We start from the raw sequence: 18,970 nt of genomic DNA on the forward strand, positions 1-18,970 counted from the left end.
CGTACATTGCACACCGGTGTGCAATGAAGGGTCGCACCGTGCTCCGGCACTGTTCCGGCGCCGTTCCGGCACTGCTTCGGCATGTTCCGGCACCCGCCCAGGCACTGTTCCGGCGCTGCTTCGACGTACAGGAGAAAAGACGATGACCGCACCGACGCCGCACCTCTCGGACCTCGTCCGCCCGTTCACCGTCTCGATCCCGGACGCGGCGATCGACGACCTGAAACAGCGGCTGGCCGGGACCCGCTGGCCGGACCCGGAGACGGTGGGCGACTGGTCGCAAGGGGTCCGGGTGGAGAACGCGCGGGCCCTGGCCGACCACTGGCAGCACCGCTACGACTGGCGGCGGCTGGAGTCCGCGCTCAACCGCCACCCCCAGTTCGTGACCGAGATCGACGGTCTCGACATCCACTTCGTCCACGTCAGGTCCGAGCATCCCGACGCGATGCCGCTGATCCTCACGCACGGCTGGCCGGGGTCGGTCCTCGAATTCCTGAAGCTGATCGGCCCGCTGACCGATCCGGTCGCCTACGGCGGGGACGCCGCCGACGCGTTCGACGTCGTCATCCCCTCGCTCCCCGGGTTCGGTTTCTCCCAGAAGCCCACGCGGACCGGGTGGACCGCGTCGCGCGTCGCGAGCGCGTGGGCGGAGCTGATGACGCGTCTCGGCTACTCACGATGGGCCGCGCAGGGCGGCGACTGGGGCGCCGTCGTCACCACCGCGCTCGGGGCGATGCGGCCCGAGGGGCTCGTCGGGATCCACCTGAACACCCAGTACGCCTTCCCCGACCCGATCCCCGCCACCTTGTCCCCCGAGGAGCGCCGCGCGGTGGAGACCGCCGCCCTTTACGCCGGCGAACTCGGCGGGTCGAACCACCTCCAGCGCACCAAGCCCGAGACCGTCGGGTTCGCGCTCGCCGACTCCCCCGTGGGTCAGGCGGCCTGGATCTACGAGAAGTTCCAGTCCAAGAGCGACAACGACGGGCTCGCCGAGGACGCGCTCGACACGGACGACATGCTCGACGTGATCTCCCTCTACTGGTTCACCAACAGCGCGGCGTCCTCCGGCCGCATCTACTGGGAGAACGCGTCGGCCACCCTCGCCGGCCCGAAACTGACGCTCCCGGTCGGCGTGACCGTCTTCCCCAAGGACATCCCCCTCCCCCCGCGCAGCTGGATCGAGGACACGTACAGCGATCTGATCCACTACGGCGAGGCCGAGAAGGGCGGCCACTTCGCGGCCATGGAACAGCCCGAGACCCTGACCGCCGAAATCCGCACCACCTTCCGCCCCCTCCGCGCATAGCATCCGCCGAGCGCCAGCCGCTCAGGGGCGCGGGGCCGCATCCCATGTGCGGCTGGCGCCGCGTGCGCGCGACCAGCCCCCGGCGGCCCGCGGTAACGCCGAGCGCCAGCCCATCAGGGGCGCGGGGAACTGCGCGACGAGCCCACCACTCACCGGTGGTCCGGAGACAACAGCGCCACCCCACCGGCCCGGTGACGACCCGCGGGCCGCATGGGCCGAAGGCGAAGCGACGCGGCGTCGCTACGCCTCCTCGGGTGTGGACGAGGCTTCAACGTCAACGGAACCCGCGCCGGAGTCGGAGGCGGAGTCAGAGTCCGAGGCGGCCTCGGATCCCGCGTCCGCGCCGGAGGCGAGACTCATCGGCCCGTACACCCGCTTCTCCCCCTCGAAGAGGACGACCTGATCCGCGCCGCCCTCCGCGAGGTCCTTCCACACCTCGCCGATCCACGACTCCGCGTCGCCCTGCGTGGTGAACTCCTCCGGCTCCACCGCCGGGGCCACCTCCGTGCCGTCCGCCTTCTCGAACCGCCACGTCCACGCCATGTAACGTCTCCTCGCTCGTTCGCCGGATGGTCGGCAGGTGCTGCTCCGCAGCGTATCGGCCCGGTCCGCGGCTGTGACCGGCACCCGTACGACGCCCCGCCGGCGGCGTACCGGCGGGGTACTGGCGGCGTACCGGCGCGCGGGGCCGCCCCGCGCGCCGTCGGCGCTGACGCGAGACGATCGTCCCGTGGAACTGACCCTGCTCGGCACCGGCGCCCCCGCGGGCCTGCCGCTGCCCGACTGCCCCTGCGCGGCCTGCGCGGCGGCCACCGGCGCGGGCGCGCGGGCCGCGACCTCCGTCCTGGTCGACGGCGTGGTGCTGCTCGACCTGACACCGGGCGCCGCGCTGGCCGCCGCCCGGGCCGGGCAGACGCTCGCCGGGCTGCGCCTGGTGCTGCTGTCGCACCCGCACGACGGGCCCGCGGTGGAGATCCCGGCCGGGCTGCCGGCCCCGCGCGGGTGCCCGACGGGCGCAGGCTGCCGCTGACCACCGGCCACCGGGTGCGCGCGGTGCCGGTGGACGCGCCGGGCACCGGGTACGCGGTCGAGTCGCCGGACGGCCTGCGCGCGCTCTACCTGCCGCCGGGCTGCGCTCCCGCCGGGCTCGCCGAGGACGGCGCGGCGCCGTACGACCTGGCGCTGCTCGACGTGCTGGGCCGCCCGGACGCGCTCGGGCGGCTGCGCGCGGCCGGCGCGGTCACGTCCACCACGGACGTGGTCGCCGTCCACGTCGGACACGCGGCGCCGCCCGAGCCGGAGCTGGGCCGGCGGCTGGCCGCGCTCGGCGCCCGCGCGGTGCCCGACGGCACGACGCTGACCGCGGGCGACTACCAGCAGGTGCCGGACGTGCCGCGGCGCACCCTGGTGCTCGGCGGGGCGCGCTCGGGCAAGTCGGCGGAGGCGGAGCGGCGCATGGCCGCGTACCCGGAGGTCGTCTACGTCGCGACGGGCGGCCTGCGCGAGGGCGACCGCGAGTGGGCGCGGCGGGTGGCCGCGCACCGCGAGCGGCGGCCGACGAGGTGGCGCACGGAGGAGACCTGCGACCTGGTGCCGCTGCTCGCGGACGCGCAGGGGCCGCCGCTGCTGGTGGACTGCCTCGCGCTGTGGCTGACGCACGTCATGGACGAGGCGGGCGCGTGGGACGACGCGGCGTGGCACGAGGGCGGGGCACTGCGCGCGGTACGGGACCGGGCGGACGAGCTGGTCGCGGCGTGGCGCGGCACCCGGCGCACCGCGGTCGCCGTCTCCAATGAGGTCGGCTCCGGCGTCGTCCCCGCGACGGCGTCGGGCCGCCGCTTCCAGGACGAGCTGGGCCGCCTCAACGCCGCGATGGCCGCGGAGTCCGAGCACGTCCTCCTCGTCACCGCCGGCTGCCCCGCTCCCTGAAGCCCTGAGTCCGGCTCGACGCTGGACGTCATTCCCAGGGGCGCGGGGAACCGCTCCCCCGGACTCCGTCCGGGAGGTGCCCCCCACCAGCCCGTCTGCGGCCCGCAGGTCGTCACCGGCCCGAAGGGGCAGTTTCGTTCGGTCCGGACCACCGGCGGATGGGCCACGTCCGGCGGACCGGGGCAGCCGGGAGGGGATGCGCAACCCCAGCGGGAGCGGACCGGTAGGGTTCCGGGCGTGGACCGTATTGACTTGGACGCGTTCGGAACGCTGGTGGAACGCCCCGACGCGAGCATGCGTCGCGACTCGCAGGACCGATGGCGCGACCTGGTCCGCCCCGCCGCGGGCCTCGGCAAGCCCGCCGAACTCGCGGACTGGCTCGCCGCCGTCCAGGGCCAGGTCCCGGCCCGCCCGATCACCCGCCCCCGCGCCCTGGTCTTCGCCGCCGACCACGGCGTCTCCGCGCTGGGCGTCTCGGCCCGTCCCGCCGGCACCGCGTCCGCGCTGGCCCGCGCGGTCGTCGACGGCACCGCGCCGGTCGCCGTACTGGCCCGGCTGTACGGCGCGAGCATCCGCCTGGTGGACATGGCGCTGGACTGCGATCCCGCGGAGCTGCCCGCCGAGGCGACCGCGCACCGGGTACGCCGCGGCTCCGGCCGGGTCGACGTCGAGGACGCGCTGACGCTGGAGGAGGCCGACCAGGCGTTCCGCGCCGGCGTCGCGATCGCCGACGAGGAGGCCGACTCCGGCACCGACCTGGTGCTGCTCGGCGACCTGAGCGTGGGCGGCACCACCGTGGCCGGCATCCTGATCGCCGCGCTGTGCGGCACCGACGCCTCCGTGGTCACCGGCCGCGGCTCCGGCATCGACGACCTCACCTGGATGCGCAAGTGCGCGGCGATCCGCGACGGTCTGCGCCGCGCCCGGCCCGTCCTGGGCGACCAGCTCGCGCTGCTGGCCGCGGTGGGCGGCGCCGACTTCGCGGCGATCACCGGCTTCCTGCTGCAGGCCGCGGTCCGCAAGCTGCCGGTCGTGCTGGACGGCGTGGTCAGCGCGGCCTGCGCGCTGGTGGCGCAGCGCATCGCGTTCCGCGCGCCGGACTGGTGGGTGGCCGGGGTGGCCACCGGCGAGGCCGGGCAGGACAAGGCGCTGGACCGCGTCTCGCTGGAGCCGCTGCTGGACCGCGGGGTGAGCACGGGCGGCGGCGCCGGTTCCGTACTGGCGCTTCCCCTGCTCCAGGCCGCGGCCGCGCTCTCCGCCGAGCTGCGCCCGGAGACGCCGGAGCGGTCGGAGGCCGAGCCCACCCCTGACGTCACGGCATAACGGGCACAAGCCGCTTACCGGATAATCCGGTCATCAGCGCATATGCTTCCCGTTCATGGGAACCGCCCGGCGCGCCGCCGCCCTCACGGTGTGGTACCTCCGCATCGTCACCGCGGTGAACCTGCTGGGCGCGGTCTGGGTGAGCTTCGGGGCCGACATCCGCCGGCACAACGCGCAGGACTACTTCACGCCCTACCTGCTCACCGCCGGCTTCACCTCCACCGCGTTCGCGCTGTTCCTCGCGGTCGTGATGGGCCGCCGCAAGCGCGCCGCGTGGATTCTCAACCTGGTGCTGTGCGGCCTGTTCTTCGCGGCGCTGGCGCTGAGCATGGTGTGGCCCGACATCCACCGGCACCCGCAGAACTGGGTGTCGCTCGGCGTGACCACCGCGTTCCTGGTCGCCCTGCTGCTCGGCCGGTCCGAGTTCCGCGCCAAGGGCGACCCGGCGAACCCGTGGACCGCCGCGGTGGTCGCCGCGGTCGGCCTGGTGCTGGCCGCGCTGGTCGGCACCGGCCTGGTCGCCGTCACCAACGCCGCGCACGGCGCCGGCTTCGGCGACACCTTCGGCTACGCGCTGGTCCGGCTGGTCTCGCTGGTGCCCAGCGACGCGGACTTCATGACCATCTCCACGCCCGGCTGGGTGGACGTGGTGATCAACATCATGACCACCCTGCTGTTCCTGCTGGTCCTCTTCGTCGCCTTCCGCTCCCCGCGCGGCCGCGAACTGCTCGGCGCGCAGGACGAGGAGCGGCTGCGCTCGCTGCTCGCCGCGTACGGCGAACGCGACTCGCTCGGCTATTTCGCGCTGCGCCGCGACAAGAGCGTCATCTGGTCGCCCAGCGGCAAGTCCGCGATCGCCTACCGGGTGCTCGGCGGCGTCACCCTCGCCTCGGGCGACCCGATCGGCGACCCCGAGGCATGGCCCGGCGCTATCGACGCGTGGCTGGCCGAGGCCCGCCGGCACGCGTGGGTGCCCGCGGTGATGGGCGCGAGCGAGGAGGCCGGCACCGTCTACGCCCGGCACGGCCTGGACGCCCTGGAACTGGGCGACGAGGCGATCGTCGAGACCGGGGACTTCACCCTGGACGGCCGTGCGATGCGGACCGTCCGGCAGGCGTACAACCGGGTGAAGCGCTCGGGCTGCACGGTCCGCGTCCGGCGGCACGCGGAGATCCCCGCGGACGAGATGGACGCGCTGGTGGAGCGCGCCGACCACTGGCGCGACGGCGGCACCGAGCGCGGCTTCTCGATGGCGCTCGGCCGACTCGGCGACCCCGCGGACGGCGACTGCGTGATGGTCGAGTGCCACGACGGCGACGGCCGGCCGGTGGCGATGCTGAGCTTCGTGCCGTGGGGGCCGCACGGGCTGTCGCTGGACCTGATGCGGCGTGACCGCGGCGCGGACAACGGGCTGATCGAGTTCATGGTGATCGAGCTGATCCAGCGGGCCGACGAGGTGGGGGTGGCGCAGATCTCGCTGAACTTCGCGATGTTCCGGTCGGTGTTCGAGCGCGGCTCGCGGCTGGGCGCGGGCCCGGTGCTGCGGCTGTGGCACTCGCTGCTGACGTTCTTCTCGCGGTGGTGGCAGATCGAGTCGCTGTACCGCGCCAACGCCAAGTTCCGGCCGATCTGGGAGCCGCGGTATGTGCTGTTCGGGAAGTCGAGCGAGCTGCCCAGGATCGGCATCGCGGGAGCGCGGGCCGAGGGCTTCCTCGGCGTCCCCCGCATCCCGGTGCCGCTGCGGCGGCGGCGTGAGACGCCGTGAGGGGGCGTGGGTCCCGGGCCCGCTGCGGCGGTTCGCGCGCGCCGAGTGGGGCGTCGTCTTCCCCGACGTGTGGCGCCGGCTGCGCAGCGCGCGGCTGCGGGCGGTGCCGCTGACGCTCGCCTCCTGCGCGGGCGTCCTGGTGTTGCAACTGGTCCAGCACGACGAGGAGTCGAGCGACTGGGTCGAGCGGCTGGGCGGCGTCTACGCCACGCTGCCCTGGTGGATCGCGGCGCTGCGCACACCACTCTCGCTGTTCGTGCCCGACCCCTCGCTGCCGGTGTGGGGACTGCTGCTCCAGGTGGCCGTGGTGTTCGGCATCGCCGAGACCACGCTGGGCGCGCGGCGCACGCTCGTGCTGGCGCTGCTGGCCACGGTCGCGGGCACGTGGTTCGCGCGCTGGTCGCTGTGGACGGGCGCGGACCCGCTGCTGGGCCTCGCGCCCCGCGCCCTGCGGGTCCGCGACACCGGGCCGTCGGCGGCGGTGGTCGCCCTCGGCGTCCACACCGCGTGCCGCTACCGCGCGTGGACCACGGCGGCGGTGATCGCCTCGGCGATGGCGCTCGAAGCACTCTGGGACCCCAACCTCGCGGGCTACGAGCACCTTGCGGGCATCACCGCGATCCTCGTCGTGACCTTCGCCGAACTGCGCACGCCGGCGCTGCGCCGGGCGTGGCGCTTGTAGGCGCGGGGCGGGCGCGGAACCGGCAGGACGCGGAGCCGGCAGGCGCCGGGCTGGACCGAGTGGGCGTCAGCCGGAGACTTGGGTGCGGGTATCGCGGGCGCCGCGTGCTCCGGTGCGGGCGCCGCGTGCTCCGGTCCGGGTATCGCGGGCTCCGGTGCGGCCGGTGAACTCCCGTGGCACTGACCCCATGAGTCGCGGGAGTGCCCTGGAATCCCTTGACGCGAGGACCGTGCGCACCTGAGACTGAGCACGTCTCGGAGAGCGCTCTCCAACCACCGATCTGCGCCTGCCCCGCTCGCTCGCGACCGTCGTCGGCCGGGGTGAGCCGCCCGGCCGGGCGACCGCGCACCCGTAGCGCCGCGCATGCGTAGCACCGCGCGCCCGCACACCCACACCGGACCTGGGAGAAACGCATGACCGTTCGTCCGAGCCCGAACCTGAGTCCGCGCGGGGGCAGCAGCCCACGCCGAAGCCGACGCACGAGCCGTCGTCCCGTGTCCGCGTGGGCGCGGACGGCCGCCGCCGCGACCCTCGTCCTGGGCACGGCACTGGGCGGGCTCACCGCCGCGGGCTCCGCCCACGCCGACACGCCGGACGGGGTGTCGATCGACCTCGGCGGCGCGGGCGGTGACGGCTTCATCGCCGACGCCTACGGCACCGGGGGCCGCCCTGACACCATCCCCGCGGGGACGCCCAGCCTGCCCAACTTCGGCCGCACCGTCGCCCATCCGATCCCCGCCTCGATCTGGGACACCTCGCGCGTCGGCGAGTCCCATTACACGATCCCCGGGCTCACCGCGGGCGCCACGTACCAGGCCCGGCTGTACTTCATGGACTGGTACTACAGCCGGCCGGGCGAGCGGAAGTTCGACGTCTCCGTCAACGGCACGCGGGTCCTCACCGACTTCGACATCATCGGCACCGCGGTCGCCGCGGGCGCCGACGGGCAGGAGGCGTTCGGCGTCGAGGAGGACGTCACCGCGACGGCCGACAGCAGCGGCGTCGTCACCCTCGACTTCGACCGCGGCTCGGCGAACCAGCCGCAGGTCAACGCCATCGTGCTGGCGCCCGGGGAGTGAGGGCGCGGTAGCCTCGCGGGATGGCCGAGGCGGAGACGGGAGCGGGTCCGGGAGCGGGGACAGGCGCAGGGACGGAGACGGATGCGGGGCCGGGAGCCGGAGCCGAGACGGGAGCCGGAGCCGAGACGGGAGCCGGAGCCGGGCCGGGAGCCGGAGCCGAGACGGGAGCCGGAGCCGAGACGGGAGCCGAGCACGAGCCCGCACCCGCACCCGCACCCGCACCCGCACCCGCACCCGCACCCGCACCCGCACCCGCACCCGGCGGGGGACGTGCGACCGTCGCGCAGGGGTTGCGCTTCGCGTTCGGCACGCTGACCGCCGTTCCCGTCCGGCTGACCCGCTGGGACCGGCCCGCCGCCCGCGCGGGCATGGCGGCCGCGCCCTTGGTCGGCGCGGCGGTCGGCCTGTGCGCGGCGGTCGCCGGGGCCGCTCTGTTGCGGCTGGGCGCGAGTCCGTTGCTCGCGGCGGTCGCCGCGGTCGCGGTCCCGGCCGCGCTGACCCGCGGCCTGCACCTGGACGGCCTGGCCGACACCGCCGACGGCCTGGGCAGCGGCAAGCCCGCGCCCGACGCGCTGCGGATCATGAAGCAGTCGGACGTCGGGCCGTTCGGCGTGGTCGTGCTGGTGCTCGTGCTGCTCGGCCAGGTCGCGGCGCTGGCCGGCTGTTACGGGCACGGGTGGCGTGACGGCGGCGCGGCCGCGGTGGTGGCGGGGGTCGCGGGGCGTACGGCGATGACGCTCGCGTGCCGCCGCGGCGTCCCCGCGGCCCGCCCCGACGGCCTCGGCGCGGCGGTCGCCTCCTGCGTGCCGCCCCCGCTGGCCGTCGCCGCCGCGGCCGTCACCCTCGCCCTCGGCGCCGCCCTCGCGACCTGGCACGGCGCACTGGCCGCGGCCGCCGCCCTCCTGGCCGCCGAACTCCTCCTCCGCCGCTGCACCCGCCGCTTCGGAGGCGTCACCGGAGACGTCTTCGGCGCCCTGGAGGAGACAGCCTGCACCTGCGCCTACCTGATCCTCACCCTCCGCTGACCCCGCCGGGCCGCCGTCGACCGAACACGCCGTACCCGAACTCGGGGAGGCGCCCAGGCAGTCGTTCGTCGCCCGCGGCGCCGGCGCGGTGATGCCCGGTCAGGGCGGTGGCGCGTGCGTCTGTTGTGCCGATCGCGCGGAGAACCGGCGGGAGTCCGGTCCGGCTGGCCACACTGGTCGGGACGGTCGTGTCGGGACGGTCTGGTCGGGACCGTCTGGGCCGGGACCGTCTGGCCGACGACGGCCCGTGTCGCGGGTCGGCGTGGCCGGCACGGGAGTCGGGGTGGGCGCTGAGGGGGCGACGTGAGGACGGGAACGTACGCGCGGCTGCACGCCGAGATCGTGAGCACGCGCCTCGAACGCGAGCCGCTGCCCGCACGCCTGCACCGTACGCTTCGCGCGGTGTCCGGGGAGATGTCGCTGCTGCGGGCCGGCACGCTGGTGTGGCCGTCGATGACGGAGGACGCGTACCACCGCTACGGCCGCGTGCTGGCCGCTCAACTGGCCGAACTCGCCGTACGGGGACACCTGTGGCTCAGCTACGGCCGCGACCTGCCGGGACCCGCCGGTCTTGAGGTCGCCCGGCACTCGGGCGCCCCGCCGCCGGCGAGGGAGGAAGAGGCCATGCTGATGCGCGTCGTCCTCGGCGGTGAGGACAGCGTGCGCCTGGCGAGCCGGACCGACGGGCAGGCGTGGGACCGGCTGGCCGCGACGCTCCACAAGGCGCTCAAGGACGACGGCCTGGGCTGGAGCCGGCTGGACCGCTACCGGACCTGGAAGATCCTGTTGACGCTGAGACGGTGGATGGCCGAGTACGCCCGCCGGGAACCCGCCTGGCGGACGGACCCCGCCCTGCACCTGGCCGGCTCTCCCTACGCCGTCCTGTTCGGCATCGAGAACGGCTCCATGAGCTGGCCGCACCCTCCGGAGGAGGTCGTGTACCTGCCTTCCCTCCTGCCCCAGGCGTGCGACATGGCGGTCAACGGCACGGGGAGAAGCGCGTGGTGACCTCGTACGGCGGCCCGGGCGAGGAGGAGACCACGCTGGACGACACCGGCGGTGACCACGAGGACGCGTGGCCCCCCGGCACCCGCCTTCTGGACACCTACGAGATCACCGGCGCCCCCAGGCACGGCGGCATGGGCGTCGTCCACCCGGCCCGCCACCTCGGCTGGAACACCACCCTCGCCGTCAAGAGCCCGCGGCGGCGCCTGCTGAGCAGCCCGGCCGACCGGGAGGACTTCGTCCGCGAGGCCCGGACCTGGGCCGACCTCGGACTGCACCCGAACATCTGCGCCTGTCACTACGTCCGCACGGTGGACGGGTTCCCCCGGGTGTTCGCCGAGTGGGTCGGCCGAGGCAGCCTGGAGGACTGGATGCGCGGCGCGCAGGCGCCGTTGTACCAGGGCGGGCCGCGGGCAGCCGTGCCCCGCGCCCTCGACATCGCGATACAGACCGCGTGGGGTCTGGAGCACGCCCACGCCCAGGGCGTGGTCCACCGGGACGTGAAGCCGGGGAACATCCTGGTGGGTGACGAACAGCAGGTGAAAGTCACCGACTTCGGGCTGGCCCAGGCGGCGCGAAGCCACCGGGGCACACCCCGGTACCGCTCGCCGGAGCAGACCGCAGGGCAGCGGACGGGCCCCGCGACGGATGTGTGGAGCCTGGCGGTGGTCGTCCTGGAGATGTTCACCGGCGAGTGCACCTGGCTCGACGGATCGGCGGCCGGGGAAGCCCTGGCCGACCGCGTCGAGTCCGGCGCACCGATGGCCCTGCCCCTGCCGGAGGGGCTGCGCGAACTCCTGGACCACTGCCTGGCCCACGAGAGCGCGCAGCGCCCGGCCCGCATGGCGGACGTCGCCGCCGCGCTGGTGGCCGTCCACACCCGGGCGACCGGAGAGCCGTACGGCCGACAGCCGCCGGCCGCCTCCCGGCCGCGCGCCGCCGAACTCAACAACCTGGCCCTGTCGCGGCGCGACCTCGGCCAGGACGAGGAGGAGGTGCGGGGTCTGCTGCGCCAGGCCCTGGCGGCCGACCCCCGGCATCCTGAGGCGTCCTACAACCTGGGCATGATCAGCTGGCGGGCCGGCGAGACCACCCCCACCCAGGTGCCGGACGAACTGCGGGCGGCACTCACCGCCGGCAAGGACCTCCCCGGCTCCGCCGGCGCCGAGTACGACCTGCGGGTACGGCGCCTGATGGCGCTGGTCGACGCCGAACGCGGACAGTCCGCGCCGGCCGTCACGATCCCCGTCGTCGGCGATGCGATGGCCGCCGTGATGCGTCCGCTGCCCGACGGGACGCATGTGCTCGTCGGCCACGACGACGGACGGCTCACCCTGCACGCCACGGCCACCGGCGTCCGCGTCCGCACGTTTCCCGGCCACGCCCCCCACCAGGTGAACGCGCTGCACGTCTCCCGCGACGGGCGGCACGCCGTCAGTTCGGGCAGCGACCGCGTCGTCCGGCTGTGGGACCTGGCCACCGGAGCCCGCCTGGGGGCGAAGAAGCGCCGCGGCCCCACCGCGTATCTGACGGTGGCCGCGGACCTGCGGGTGATGGCCCTGCAGCCGTTGGCCGAGGAGGCCGACCGGATACGGATCTGGCGGCTCGGCACCCGCCGGCCGCGTCCGTACGTCCTCCCTCTTGCCGGCGAGGCCACCGCCGGCCCCTCTTCCTCGACGAGAACACGGTGCTGGTCGCCGAGCAGGGCGGCGCCGTCGACATCTGGGACTGGCGGCGGGGCCGGCGGCACGGCGCCTTGTCGGGGCACACCGGATCGGTACGGCACATGGCCGCCGACCGGACCGGACGGCTGGTGGTCACCGCCGCCGAGGAGAGCGATCTCGCCGTCCGGGTCTGGGACGTCCGCGCGGGACGCTGCCTGCACCGCCTCGAAGGGTGCATCGGGCCCCGGTGAGCGCCCTCGCCGTGAGCGCGGACGGGCGGCTCGCGCTGACCGGGGACGGCGGCCAGTCGGCACGCCTGTGGGACCTGGACGCCGGCGCCGGCCTCGGGGAGCTGGCCGGACACACCGGAGTGGTGGGTCGCGTCGCTCTCGCGGCGAACCGGGCGCTCACCGTCGAACTGGGCGGCGCGGCCAGGGTCTGGGACCTCGCCACGGGCCGCTGTCTGAACGCCTACGACCAGGTCGACGCCCTCGGGGCGCACGCGGAACTCACCGCGGACGGCCGCTACCTGCTCCAGGCCGGGCTGGGCCGGGTCGTCGTGCGGGACCTGGCCCGGCGCCCGGACGCGTCCCCGCTCCAGATCTGCCGTCCCCGCTCCACCGACGCCGTCTTCAGCGCGGACACGCGCAGCACGGCGCTGCTGCGGCGGGCAGCGCGCGAACGGGACGAGAGCAACACCGCCGCCGCGCTCGGCCTGCTGCGCGTCGCCCGGTCGCTGCCCGGTCACGAGCGATCGCCGGAGGCCATGGCCACGTGGCGGCAGATGGCGTCGACCACCCGGCCGACGGGATTCCGCGCCGCGTGGCTCAGCCGCCGCCTCGAAGCCGGTGACCAGCCCGTCCACGACGTGTGCAGCACCCCTGACGGGCGGCTCGCCCTCACCAGCGGCCACCGTGACCACTGCGTGTGGATCTGGGACCTGCCGGCCGGCCGCCGGGTGGGACGGCTCACCGGGCACACCGGCCCCGTGCACGCGCTGTGCGTGACGCCCGACGGCCGCCACGTCGTGACCGCGAGTTCAGACCGCACCGCACGGGTGTGGGACCTCACCGCGCTCGCCCACGGCCCGGCCGACCTGGGCGCGGGCGCCACGCTGGCCGGGCACGGCGACGCGGTGCTCGCCGTCGACGTGACGCCGGACGGCGGCCACGCGGTGACCGGGGACAGGGACGGCGCGGTACGGGTCTGGGACCTGCGGACCGGCGCCCGCGTCCACACGATGACCGGGCACCGCGGACCGGTCGACACGCTGTGCGTGACCGCTGACGGCCGCCATGTCCTGTCGGCCTGGCCGCTGGACGCGGGCGTCCGCCAGTGGGACCTGGGCACCGGTCGCTGCGTGCGGGTCCCGGAGACCTACCCCGCCGGCGGGCCCGTCTCCATGTGCCTCACCCCCGACGACCACCTGGTGACGGCCACCTGGCTGCGGAGCCAGGGCGGCGTACGGGTCCGGCACCTGCCCACCGGCAGGTTCCTGCACCGCCTCGGCACCGGCGACGCGGCCACGGCCCTGCGGGCGGTGCACTCCGTGCCCGTCGGCGGCTTCGTCCTCACCGCCGGCTCCGACCACGTCCTGCGGCTGTGGGACGTGGCCTCGGGCCGGAACGTGGGGCGGCTGGAAGGCCACCGGTGCGACGTGAACGCCGTGCACATGACCGCCGACTGGCAGCACGTCCTGGCCGCGGGAAAGGACGGCAACGTCCACATCTGGGACGTCGACTGGGAGCTTGCGGAACACCGGCCGCAGTGACGGCGCCGGTCCCCGCCCCGGCGTCCGGGCGCGTCACGGAGGTCTGCGCGCGCTCCCGAGGTGAACGGGGCCGGGCGGGTGGATGGCCATGGGTGGGACGGGGGCGCATACCATGCGAGGGGCCGGGCCGGCCCATCCACCGGCCGCTCGCACCAGGACCTCCGACCGAATAGGACCTCATCCACCGTGACTGCTCTGACACTCAGTACCTCCTCCGCCGCGGCGCTGCGCGCGGACGCCGTCGTCGTGGGAGTGACGAAGGGGGCCAAGGGCCCGCGTCTCGCCCCGGGAGCGGAAACCGTGGACGCCGCCTTCGACGGCGGCCTCGCCGGCGTGCTGGAGACGCTGGGCGCCTCGGGCGCCGAGGGCGAGACGACGAAGCTGCCCGCGCCGGCCGGCGTCAAGGCCGCGGTCGTGCTCGCGGTCGGCCTCGGCGAGGCCCCCGAGGACGGCGACGCCTTCGACCCGGAGGCGCTGCGCAAGGCCGCCGGCGTGGCCGCGCGCACCCTGGCCGGAGCGAAGAAGGCCGCGTTCGCGCTGCCCGCCGGCGCCCCCGAGGACGTCGAGGCGGTGGCCACCGGCGCGCTGCTGGGCGCGTACGCCTTCACCGCGTACCAGTCGCAGAACAGCGGCGGCAAGGCCCCGCTCGGCGAGGTCGCCGTGGTCGGCGCGAAGCCGCGGGACAAGGCGCACAAGGCCGCCGCGGAGCGCGCCACCGCGGTGGCCGCGGAGGTCAACCGGGCCCGCGATCTGATCAACACCCCCTCCAACGACCTGAACCCGACCGTGTTCGCCACCACCGTGCAGGCCGCGGCCAAGGAGTTCGGCCTGAAGGTCGAGGTGCTGGACGAGAAGGCGCTCGCCAAGGGCGGCTACGGCGGCCTGATCGGCGTGGGCCGCGGCTCGGCCACCCCGCCGCGGCTGGTCCGGCTGGCGTACACGCACCCCAAGGCGACGCGGACGCTGGCCTTCGTCGGCAAGGGCATCACGTACGACTCGGGCGGCATCTCGCTGAAGCCGGCCGGCCACAACGAGACCATGAAGTGCGACATGAGCGGCGCGGCCGCGGTCTTCGGCGCGGTCGTGGCGAGCGCCAAGCTGGGCCTGAAGGTCAACGTCACCGGCTGGCTGGCGCTGGCCGAGAACATGCCCGGCGGCAACGCGACCCGCCCCGGTGACGTGCTGAGGATGTACAGCGGCAAGACCGTCGAGGTGCTGAACACCGACGCCGAGGGCCGCCTGGTGCTGGCCGACGCGCTGGCCAGGGCCTCGGAGGAGTCTCCCGACGCGATCGTGGACGTGGCCACGCTGACCGGCGCGATGGTGCTGGCGCTGGGCGAGGGCCGGTTCGGCATCATGTCCAACGACGACGAGTTCCGCACCAAGGTGCACACCACGGCGCTGGCGGCCGGCGAGGACTCCTGGCCGATGCCGCTGCCGCAGCAGCTGCGCAAGACCTTCGACTCCCCCACCGCGGACATCGCGAACATGGGCGTGCGGATGGGCGGCGGCCTGATCGCCGGCCTGTTCCTGCGCGAGTTCGTCGGCGAGGGCATCACCTGGGCGCACCTGGACATCGCCGGTCCCGCGTTCCACGAGGGCGCGCCGTTCGGCTACACCCCCAAGGGCGGCACCGGCTCCGCGGTGCGCACCCTGGTCGGCCTGGCCCGGCAGGCCGCGGACGGCACCCTGCTCTGATCGGGTGAGGCGCGTCGGCCACGGCCCCGGGTCCCGCCGGCCGGGGCCGTACGCGCCTTCCGCGTCCCGTCGGCCGGGGGGCCGCACGGGTCCCCGCGCCGCCGCCTCCCGCCGTCCGGCCCGGGTATCTCGTTCGTCTCACACCGGCGGCCCGGTGACCCGCCGGGCGCGAAGAAGTGCGAGGATGTTGTCTCGGCACGACAGGGCCCCCTTTGAGACAAAGCGGCCGAACCAAAGCCGCCGACCGGTCATGGAGGCCGGACCCGGCGTACATGCATGGAGGACGTGACGTGGCGAACGACGCCAGCACTGTTTTCGACCTAGTGATCCTCGGCGGCGGCAGCGGCGGCTACGCAGCCGCTCTGCGTGCCGCACAGCTCGGGCTCGACGTCGCCCTGATCGAGAAGAACAAGCTCGGGGGCACCTGTCTGCACAACGGCTGCATTCCCACCAAGGCGCTGCTGCACGCCGGTGAGATCGCGGACCAGGCTCGCGAGAGCGAGCAGTTCGGCGTGAAGGCCACCTTCGAGGGCATCGACATCGCGGCCGTCCACAAGTACAAGGACGACGTGATCTCCGGCCTGTACAAGGGCCTGCAGGGCCTGGTGGCCTCGCGCAAGGTGACGTACATCGAGGGCGAGGGCCGGTTGTCCTCGCCGACCTCGGTCGACGTGAACGGCCAGCGGATCGAGGGCCTGGCACGTCCTGCTGGCGACCGGCTCGGTGCCGCGCTCGCTGCCGGGCCTGACCATCGACGGCAACCGGATCATCTCCTCCGACCACGCGCTGGTGCTCGACCGGGTCCCGCAGTCCGCGGTGATCCTCGGCGGCGGCGTGATCGGCGTGGAGTTCGCCTCCGCGTGGAAGTCCTTCGGCACCGACGTGACGATCGTCGAGGGTCTGCCGCACCTGGTGCCGGTGGAGGACGAGAACAGCTCCAAGCTGCTGGAGCGCTCCTTCCGCCGCCGCGGCATCAAGTTCAACCTGGGCACCTTCTTCCAGAGCGCGGAGTACACCGACAGCGGGGTCAAGGTCACCCTCGCCGACGGCAAGACCTTCGAGGCCGAGGTGCTGCTGGTGGCGATCGGCCGCGGCCCGGTCTCGCAGGGCCTGGGCTACGAGGAGCAGGGCGTCGCGATGGACCGCGGCTACGTCCTGGTCGACGAGTACATGCGCACCAACGTGCCGACGATCTCCGCGGTCGGCGACCTGGTGCCCACCCTGCAGCTCGCGCACGTCGGCTTCGCCGAGGGCATCCTGGTGGCGGAGCGGCTGGCCGGTCTGAAGACCGTGCCGATCGACTACGACGGCGTGCCGCGGGTGACGTACTGCCACCCGGAGGTGGCCTCCGTGGGCATCACCGAGGCCAAGGCCAAGGAGGTCTACGGCGCGGACAAGGTGGTCACGCTCAAGTACAGTCTGGCCGGCAACGGCCGCAGCAAGATCCTGAAGACCCAGGGCGAGGTCAAGCTCGTCCAGGTGCGGGACGGGGCCGTCGTGGGCGTCCACATGGTCGGCGACCGGATGGGCGAGCAGGTCGGCGAGGCGCAGCTGATCTACAACTGGGAGGCGCTGCCCGCCGAGGTCGCCCAGCTCATCCACGCGCACCCGACGCAGAGCGAGGCGCTGGGCGAGGCCCACCTCGCGCTGGCCGGCAAGCCGCTGCACGCCCACGACTGACACCCTCCGTAACGCCACCCCATCCGCACTGATCCGTTAGGAGCAACCGCAACCATGGCGGTTTCCGTAACCCTCCCGGCGCTCGGCGAGAGCGTGACCGAGGGCACCGTCACCCGCTGGCTGAAGGCCGAGGGTGAGCACGTCGAGGCCGACGAGCCGCTGCTCGAGGTCTCGACCGACAAGGTCGACACCGAGATCCCCTCCCCGGCGTCGGGCGTGCTCGCGTCCATCAAGGTCGCCGAGGACGAGACGGTCGAGGTCGGCGCCGAGCTGGCCGTCATCGACGACGGCTCGGGCGCCCCGGCCGCGGCGCCCGCCCCGGCCGCCGAGTCCGCGCCCGCCGCCCCGGCGCCCGCGCCCGCCGCCGAGCCCGCTCCGCAGCCGGCCGCGGCCGCGCCCTCCACCGAGCAGGCCGCCCCGGCGCCCGCGCCGACCGCGCAGGCCGCGGCCGGCGGCAGCGGCGCCTCCGGCACCGACGTGGTGCTGCCGGCGCTCGGCGAGTCCGTCACCGAGGGCACCGTCACCCGCTGGCTGAAGGCGGTCGGCGAGTCGGTCGAGGCGGACGAGCCGCTGCTGGAGGTGTCGACGGACAAGGTCGACACCGAGATCCCGTCGCCGGTGTCCGGCACGGTCCTGGAGATCCTGGTCCAGGAGGACGAGACGGCCGAGGTCGGCGCGAAGCTGGCGGTCATCGGGGCGGCCGGCGCCGCTCCGGCGCAGGCTCCCGCTCCCGCCGCGCCCGCGCCCGCCCCGGCGGCCCAGGCGCCCGCGCCGCAGGCTCCCCCGGCTCCGGCTCCGGCCGCTCCGGCGCCCGCGCCCGCCCCCGCCGCGCCCGCCCCCGCCCCGCAGCAGGCGGCTCCGGCGCCCGCCCCCGCCGCGCCCGCTCCCGCGGCTCCGGCCCCCGCGCCGCAGGCTCCGGCGCCGCAGGCTCCGGCGCCTGCCGCCGCGTCCTCCTCCGCCGCGGACGACGGCGCCTACGTGACGCCGCTGGTCCGCAAGCTGGCCGCGGAGAACGGCGTCAGCCTCGCCTCGGTGCGCGGCACCGGCGTCGGCGGCCGCATCCGCAAGCAGGACGTGCTCGCCGCCGCCGAGGCCGCGAAGGCCGCGGCTCCGGCCGCCGCCGCGCCCGCGGCCAAGGCCGGGAAGGCCGCCCCCGCGGCGTCCCCGCTGCGCGGCCAGACGGTCAAGATGACGCGGATGCGCAAGCTCATCGGCGACAACATGATGAAGGCGCTGCACTCGCAGGCGCAGCTGACCACCGTGGTCGAGGTGGACGTCACCCGCATCATGCGGCTGCGCGCGCAGGCGAAGGACGCGTTCGCGGCCCGCGAGGGCGTGAAGCTGTCGCCGATGCCGTTCTTCGTCAAGGCCGCGGCGCAGGCGCTCAAGGCCCACCCGGTGGTCAACGCCCGGATCAACGAGGACGAGGGCACGATCACCTACTTCGACACCGAGAACATCGGGATCGCGGTGGACTCCGAGAAGGGCCTGATGACCCCGGTCATCAAGGGCGCGGGCGACCTGAACATCGCCGGCATCGCCAAGAAGACCGCGGAGCTGGCCGGCAACGTGCGGGCCAGCAAGATCACGCCCGACGACCTGGCGGGCGCGACCTTCACGGTCAGCAACACCGGTTCGCGCGGCGCGCTGTTCGACACGGTCATCGTGCCGCCGAACCAGGCCGCGATCCTCGGCATCGGCGCGACCGTCAAGCGCCCGGTGGTCGTGGAGACCGCCGAGGGCACGGTCATCGGCGTCCGGGACATGACGTACCTGTCGCTCTCCTACGACCACCGGCTGGTGGACGGCGCCGACGCGGCCCGCTACCTGACCGAGGTCAAGGAGATCCTGGAGGCCGGCGAGTTCGAGGTCGAGCTGGGTCTGTGACCGGCTGAGCGCACGGTGACCGGCGCCCCCGCACCCCACGGGGTACGGGGGCGCCGTCCGTTCGGGGCGCCCGCCGTTCAGGGCGCCGTCCGTTCAAGGCCGTCCGTTCGGGGCGCCGCGCGTCCCGCGAGGCGCGGCCCGCGCCGCCCGGTCCCG

11 protein-coding genes and 4 pseudogenes are annotated in these 18,970 nt (G+C 74.8%); 14 read left to right on the forward strand and 1 reads right to left on the reverse strand.

Translation table 11 applies throughout. The features are described 5' to 3' along the window. The first annotated feature begins 142 nt into the window (after positions 1-142). The gene (locus VSR01_RS08660) at positions 143-1,306 is read left to right on the forward strand and encodes an epoxide hydrolase family protein (RefSeq protein WP_326448670.1); all 1,164 of its coding nucleotides are present in this window, start codon (positions 143-145) and stop codon (positions 1,304-1,306) included. A gap of 351 nt (positions 1,307-1,657) precedes the next feature. Here the strand turns inward: VSR01_RS08660 and VSR01_RS08665 are convergent. Beyond that, positions 1,658-1,849 (reverse strand): annotated as a pseudogene (locus VSR01_RS08665) (hypothetical protein); the annotation flags it as partial. 187 nt (positions 1,850-2,036) lie between these two features. On the opposite strand from VSR01_RS08665, the pseudogene VSR01_RS08670 reads away from it, so the two are divergent. The 13 genes and pseudogenes from VSR01_RS08670 (at position 2,037) to sucB (ending at position 18,814) form a co-directional block, all read left to right on the forward strand. Then, positions 2,037-3,235: pseudogene (locus tag VSR01_RS08670) on the forward strand (bifunctional adenosylcobinamide kinase/adenosylcobinamide-phosphate guanylyltransferase). 237 nt (positions 3,236-3,472) lie between these two features. Next, positions 3,473-4,558, forward strand: a complete 1,086-nt coding sequence (locus VSR01_RS08675) for a nicotinate-nucleotide--dimethylbenzimidazole phosphoribosyltransferase (RefSeq protein WP_326448671.1) — start codon at positions 3,473-3,475, stop codon at positions 4,556-4,558. Positions 4,559-4,613: 55 nt separating this feature from the next. After that, the gene (locus tag VSR01_RS08680) at positions 4,614-6,323 is read left to right on the forward strand and encodes a phosphatidylglycerol lysyltransferase domain-containing protein (protein WP_326448672.1); all 1,710 of its coding nucleotides are present in this window, start codon (positions 4,614-4,616) and stop codon (positions 6,321-6,323) included. After that, positions 6,310-7,005: a hypothetical protein gene (locus tag VSR01_RS08685; protein WP_326448673.1), complete on the forward strand. Its 696-nt coding sequence runs from the start codon at positions 6,310-6,312 to the stop codon at positions 7,003-7,005. Before VSR01_RS08680 ends, VSR01_RS08685 begins: the two co-directional genes overlap by 14 nt. A 494-nt stretch (positions 7,006-7,499) precedes the next feature. Continuing rightward, positions 7,500-8,084, forward strand: coding sequence for a malectin domain-containing carbohydrate-binding protein (locus tag VSR01_RS08690; RefSeq protein WP_326448674.1), 585 nt, complete (start codon positions 7,500-7,502; stop codon positions 8,082-8,084). A gap of 290 nt (positions 8,085-8,374) precedes the next feature. Then, positions 8,375-9,109, forward strand: a complete 735-nt coding sequence (locus VSR01_RS08695; protein ID WP_326448675.1) for an adenosylcobinamide-GDP ribazoletransferase — start codon at positions 8,375-8,377, stop codon at positions 9,107-9,109. A 303-nt stretch (positions 9,110-9,412) separates the two neighbouring features. Then, complete coding sequence (locus tag VSR01_RS08700; RefSeq protein WP_326448676.1) at positions 9,413-10,117, forward strand: hypothetical protein; 705 nt, start codon at positions 9,413-9,415, stop codon at positions 10,115-10,117. Between the two features lie 131 nt (positions 10,118-10,248). Beyond that, positions 10,249-11,574 (forward strand): annotated as a pseudogene (locus VSR01_RS37685) (protein kinase domain-containing protein); the annotation flags it as partial. A gap of 227 nt (positions 11,575-11,801) precedes the next feature. Beyond that, positions 11,802-12,029: a hypothetical protein gene (locus tag VSR01_RS08705; protein WP_326448677.1), complete on the forward strand. Its 228-nt coding sequence runs from the start codon at positions 11,802-11,804 to the stop codon at positions 12,027-12,029. Next, positions 12,026-13,549: a WD40 repeat domain-containing protein gene (locus tag VSR01_RS08710; RefSeq protein WP_326448678.1), complete on the forward strand. Its 1,524-nt coding sequence runs from the start codon at positions 12,026-12,028 to the stop codon at positions 13,547-13,549. Before VSR01_RS08705 ends, VSR01_RS08710 begins: the two co-directional genes overlap by 4 nt. Before the next feature lie 186 nt (positions 13,550-13,735). Next, positions 13,736-15,247, forward strand: coding sequence for a leucyl aminopeptidase (locus VSR01_RS08715; RefSeq protein ID WP_326448679.1), 1,512 nt, complete (start codon positions 13,736-13,738; stop codon positions 15,245-15,247). 290 nt (positions 15,248-15,537) lie between these two features. Continuing rightward, positions 15,538-16,927 (forward strand): annotated as a pseudogene (gene lpdA / locus VSR01_RS08720) (dihydrolipoyl dehydrogenase). Positions 16,928-16,981: 54 nt separating this feature from the next. Further along, a complete protein-coding gene (sucB, locus tag VSR01_RS08725; RefSeq protein WP_326448680.1) occupies positions 16,982-18,814 on the forward strand; it encodes a 2-oxoglutarate dehydrogenase, E2 component, dihydrolipoamide succinyltransferase in 1,833 nt (610 codons plus the stop codon). Positions 18,815-18,970 lie beyond the last annotated feature (156 nt).

It is taken from the genome of Actinacidiphila sp. DG2A-62 (assembly GCF_035825295.1).
Classification (GTDB): Bacteria; Actinomycetota; Actinomycetes; order Streptomycetales; family Streptomycetaceae; genus Actinacidiphila.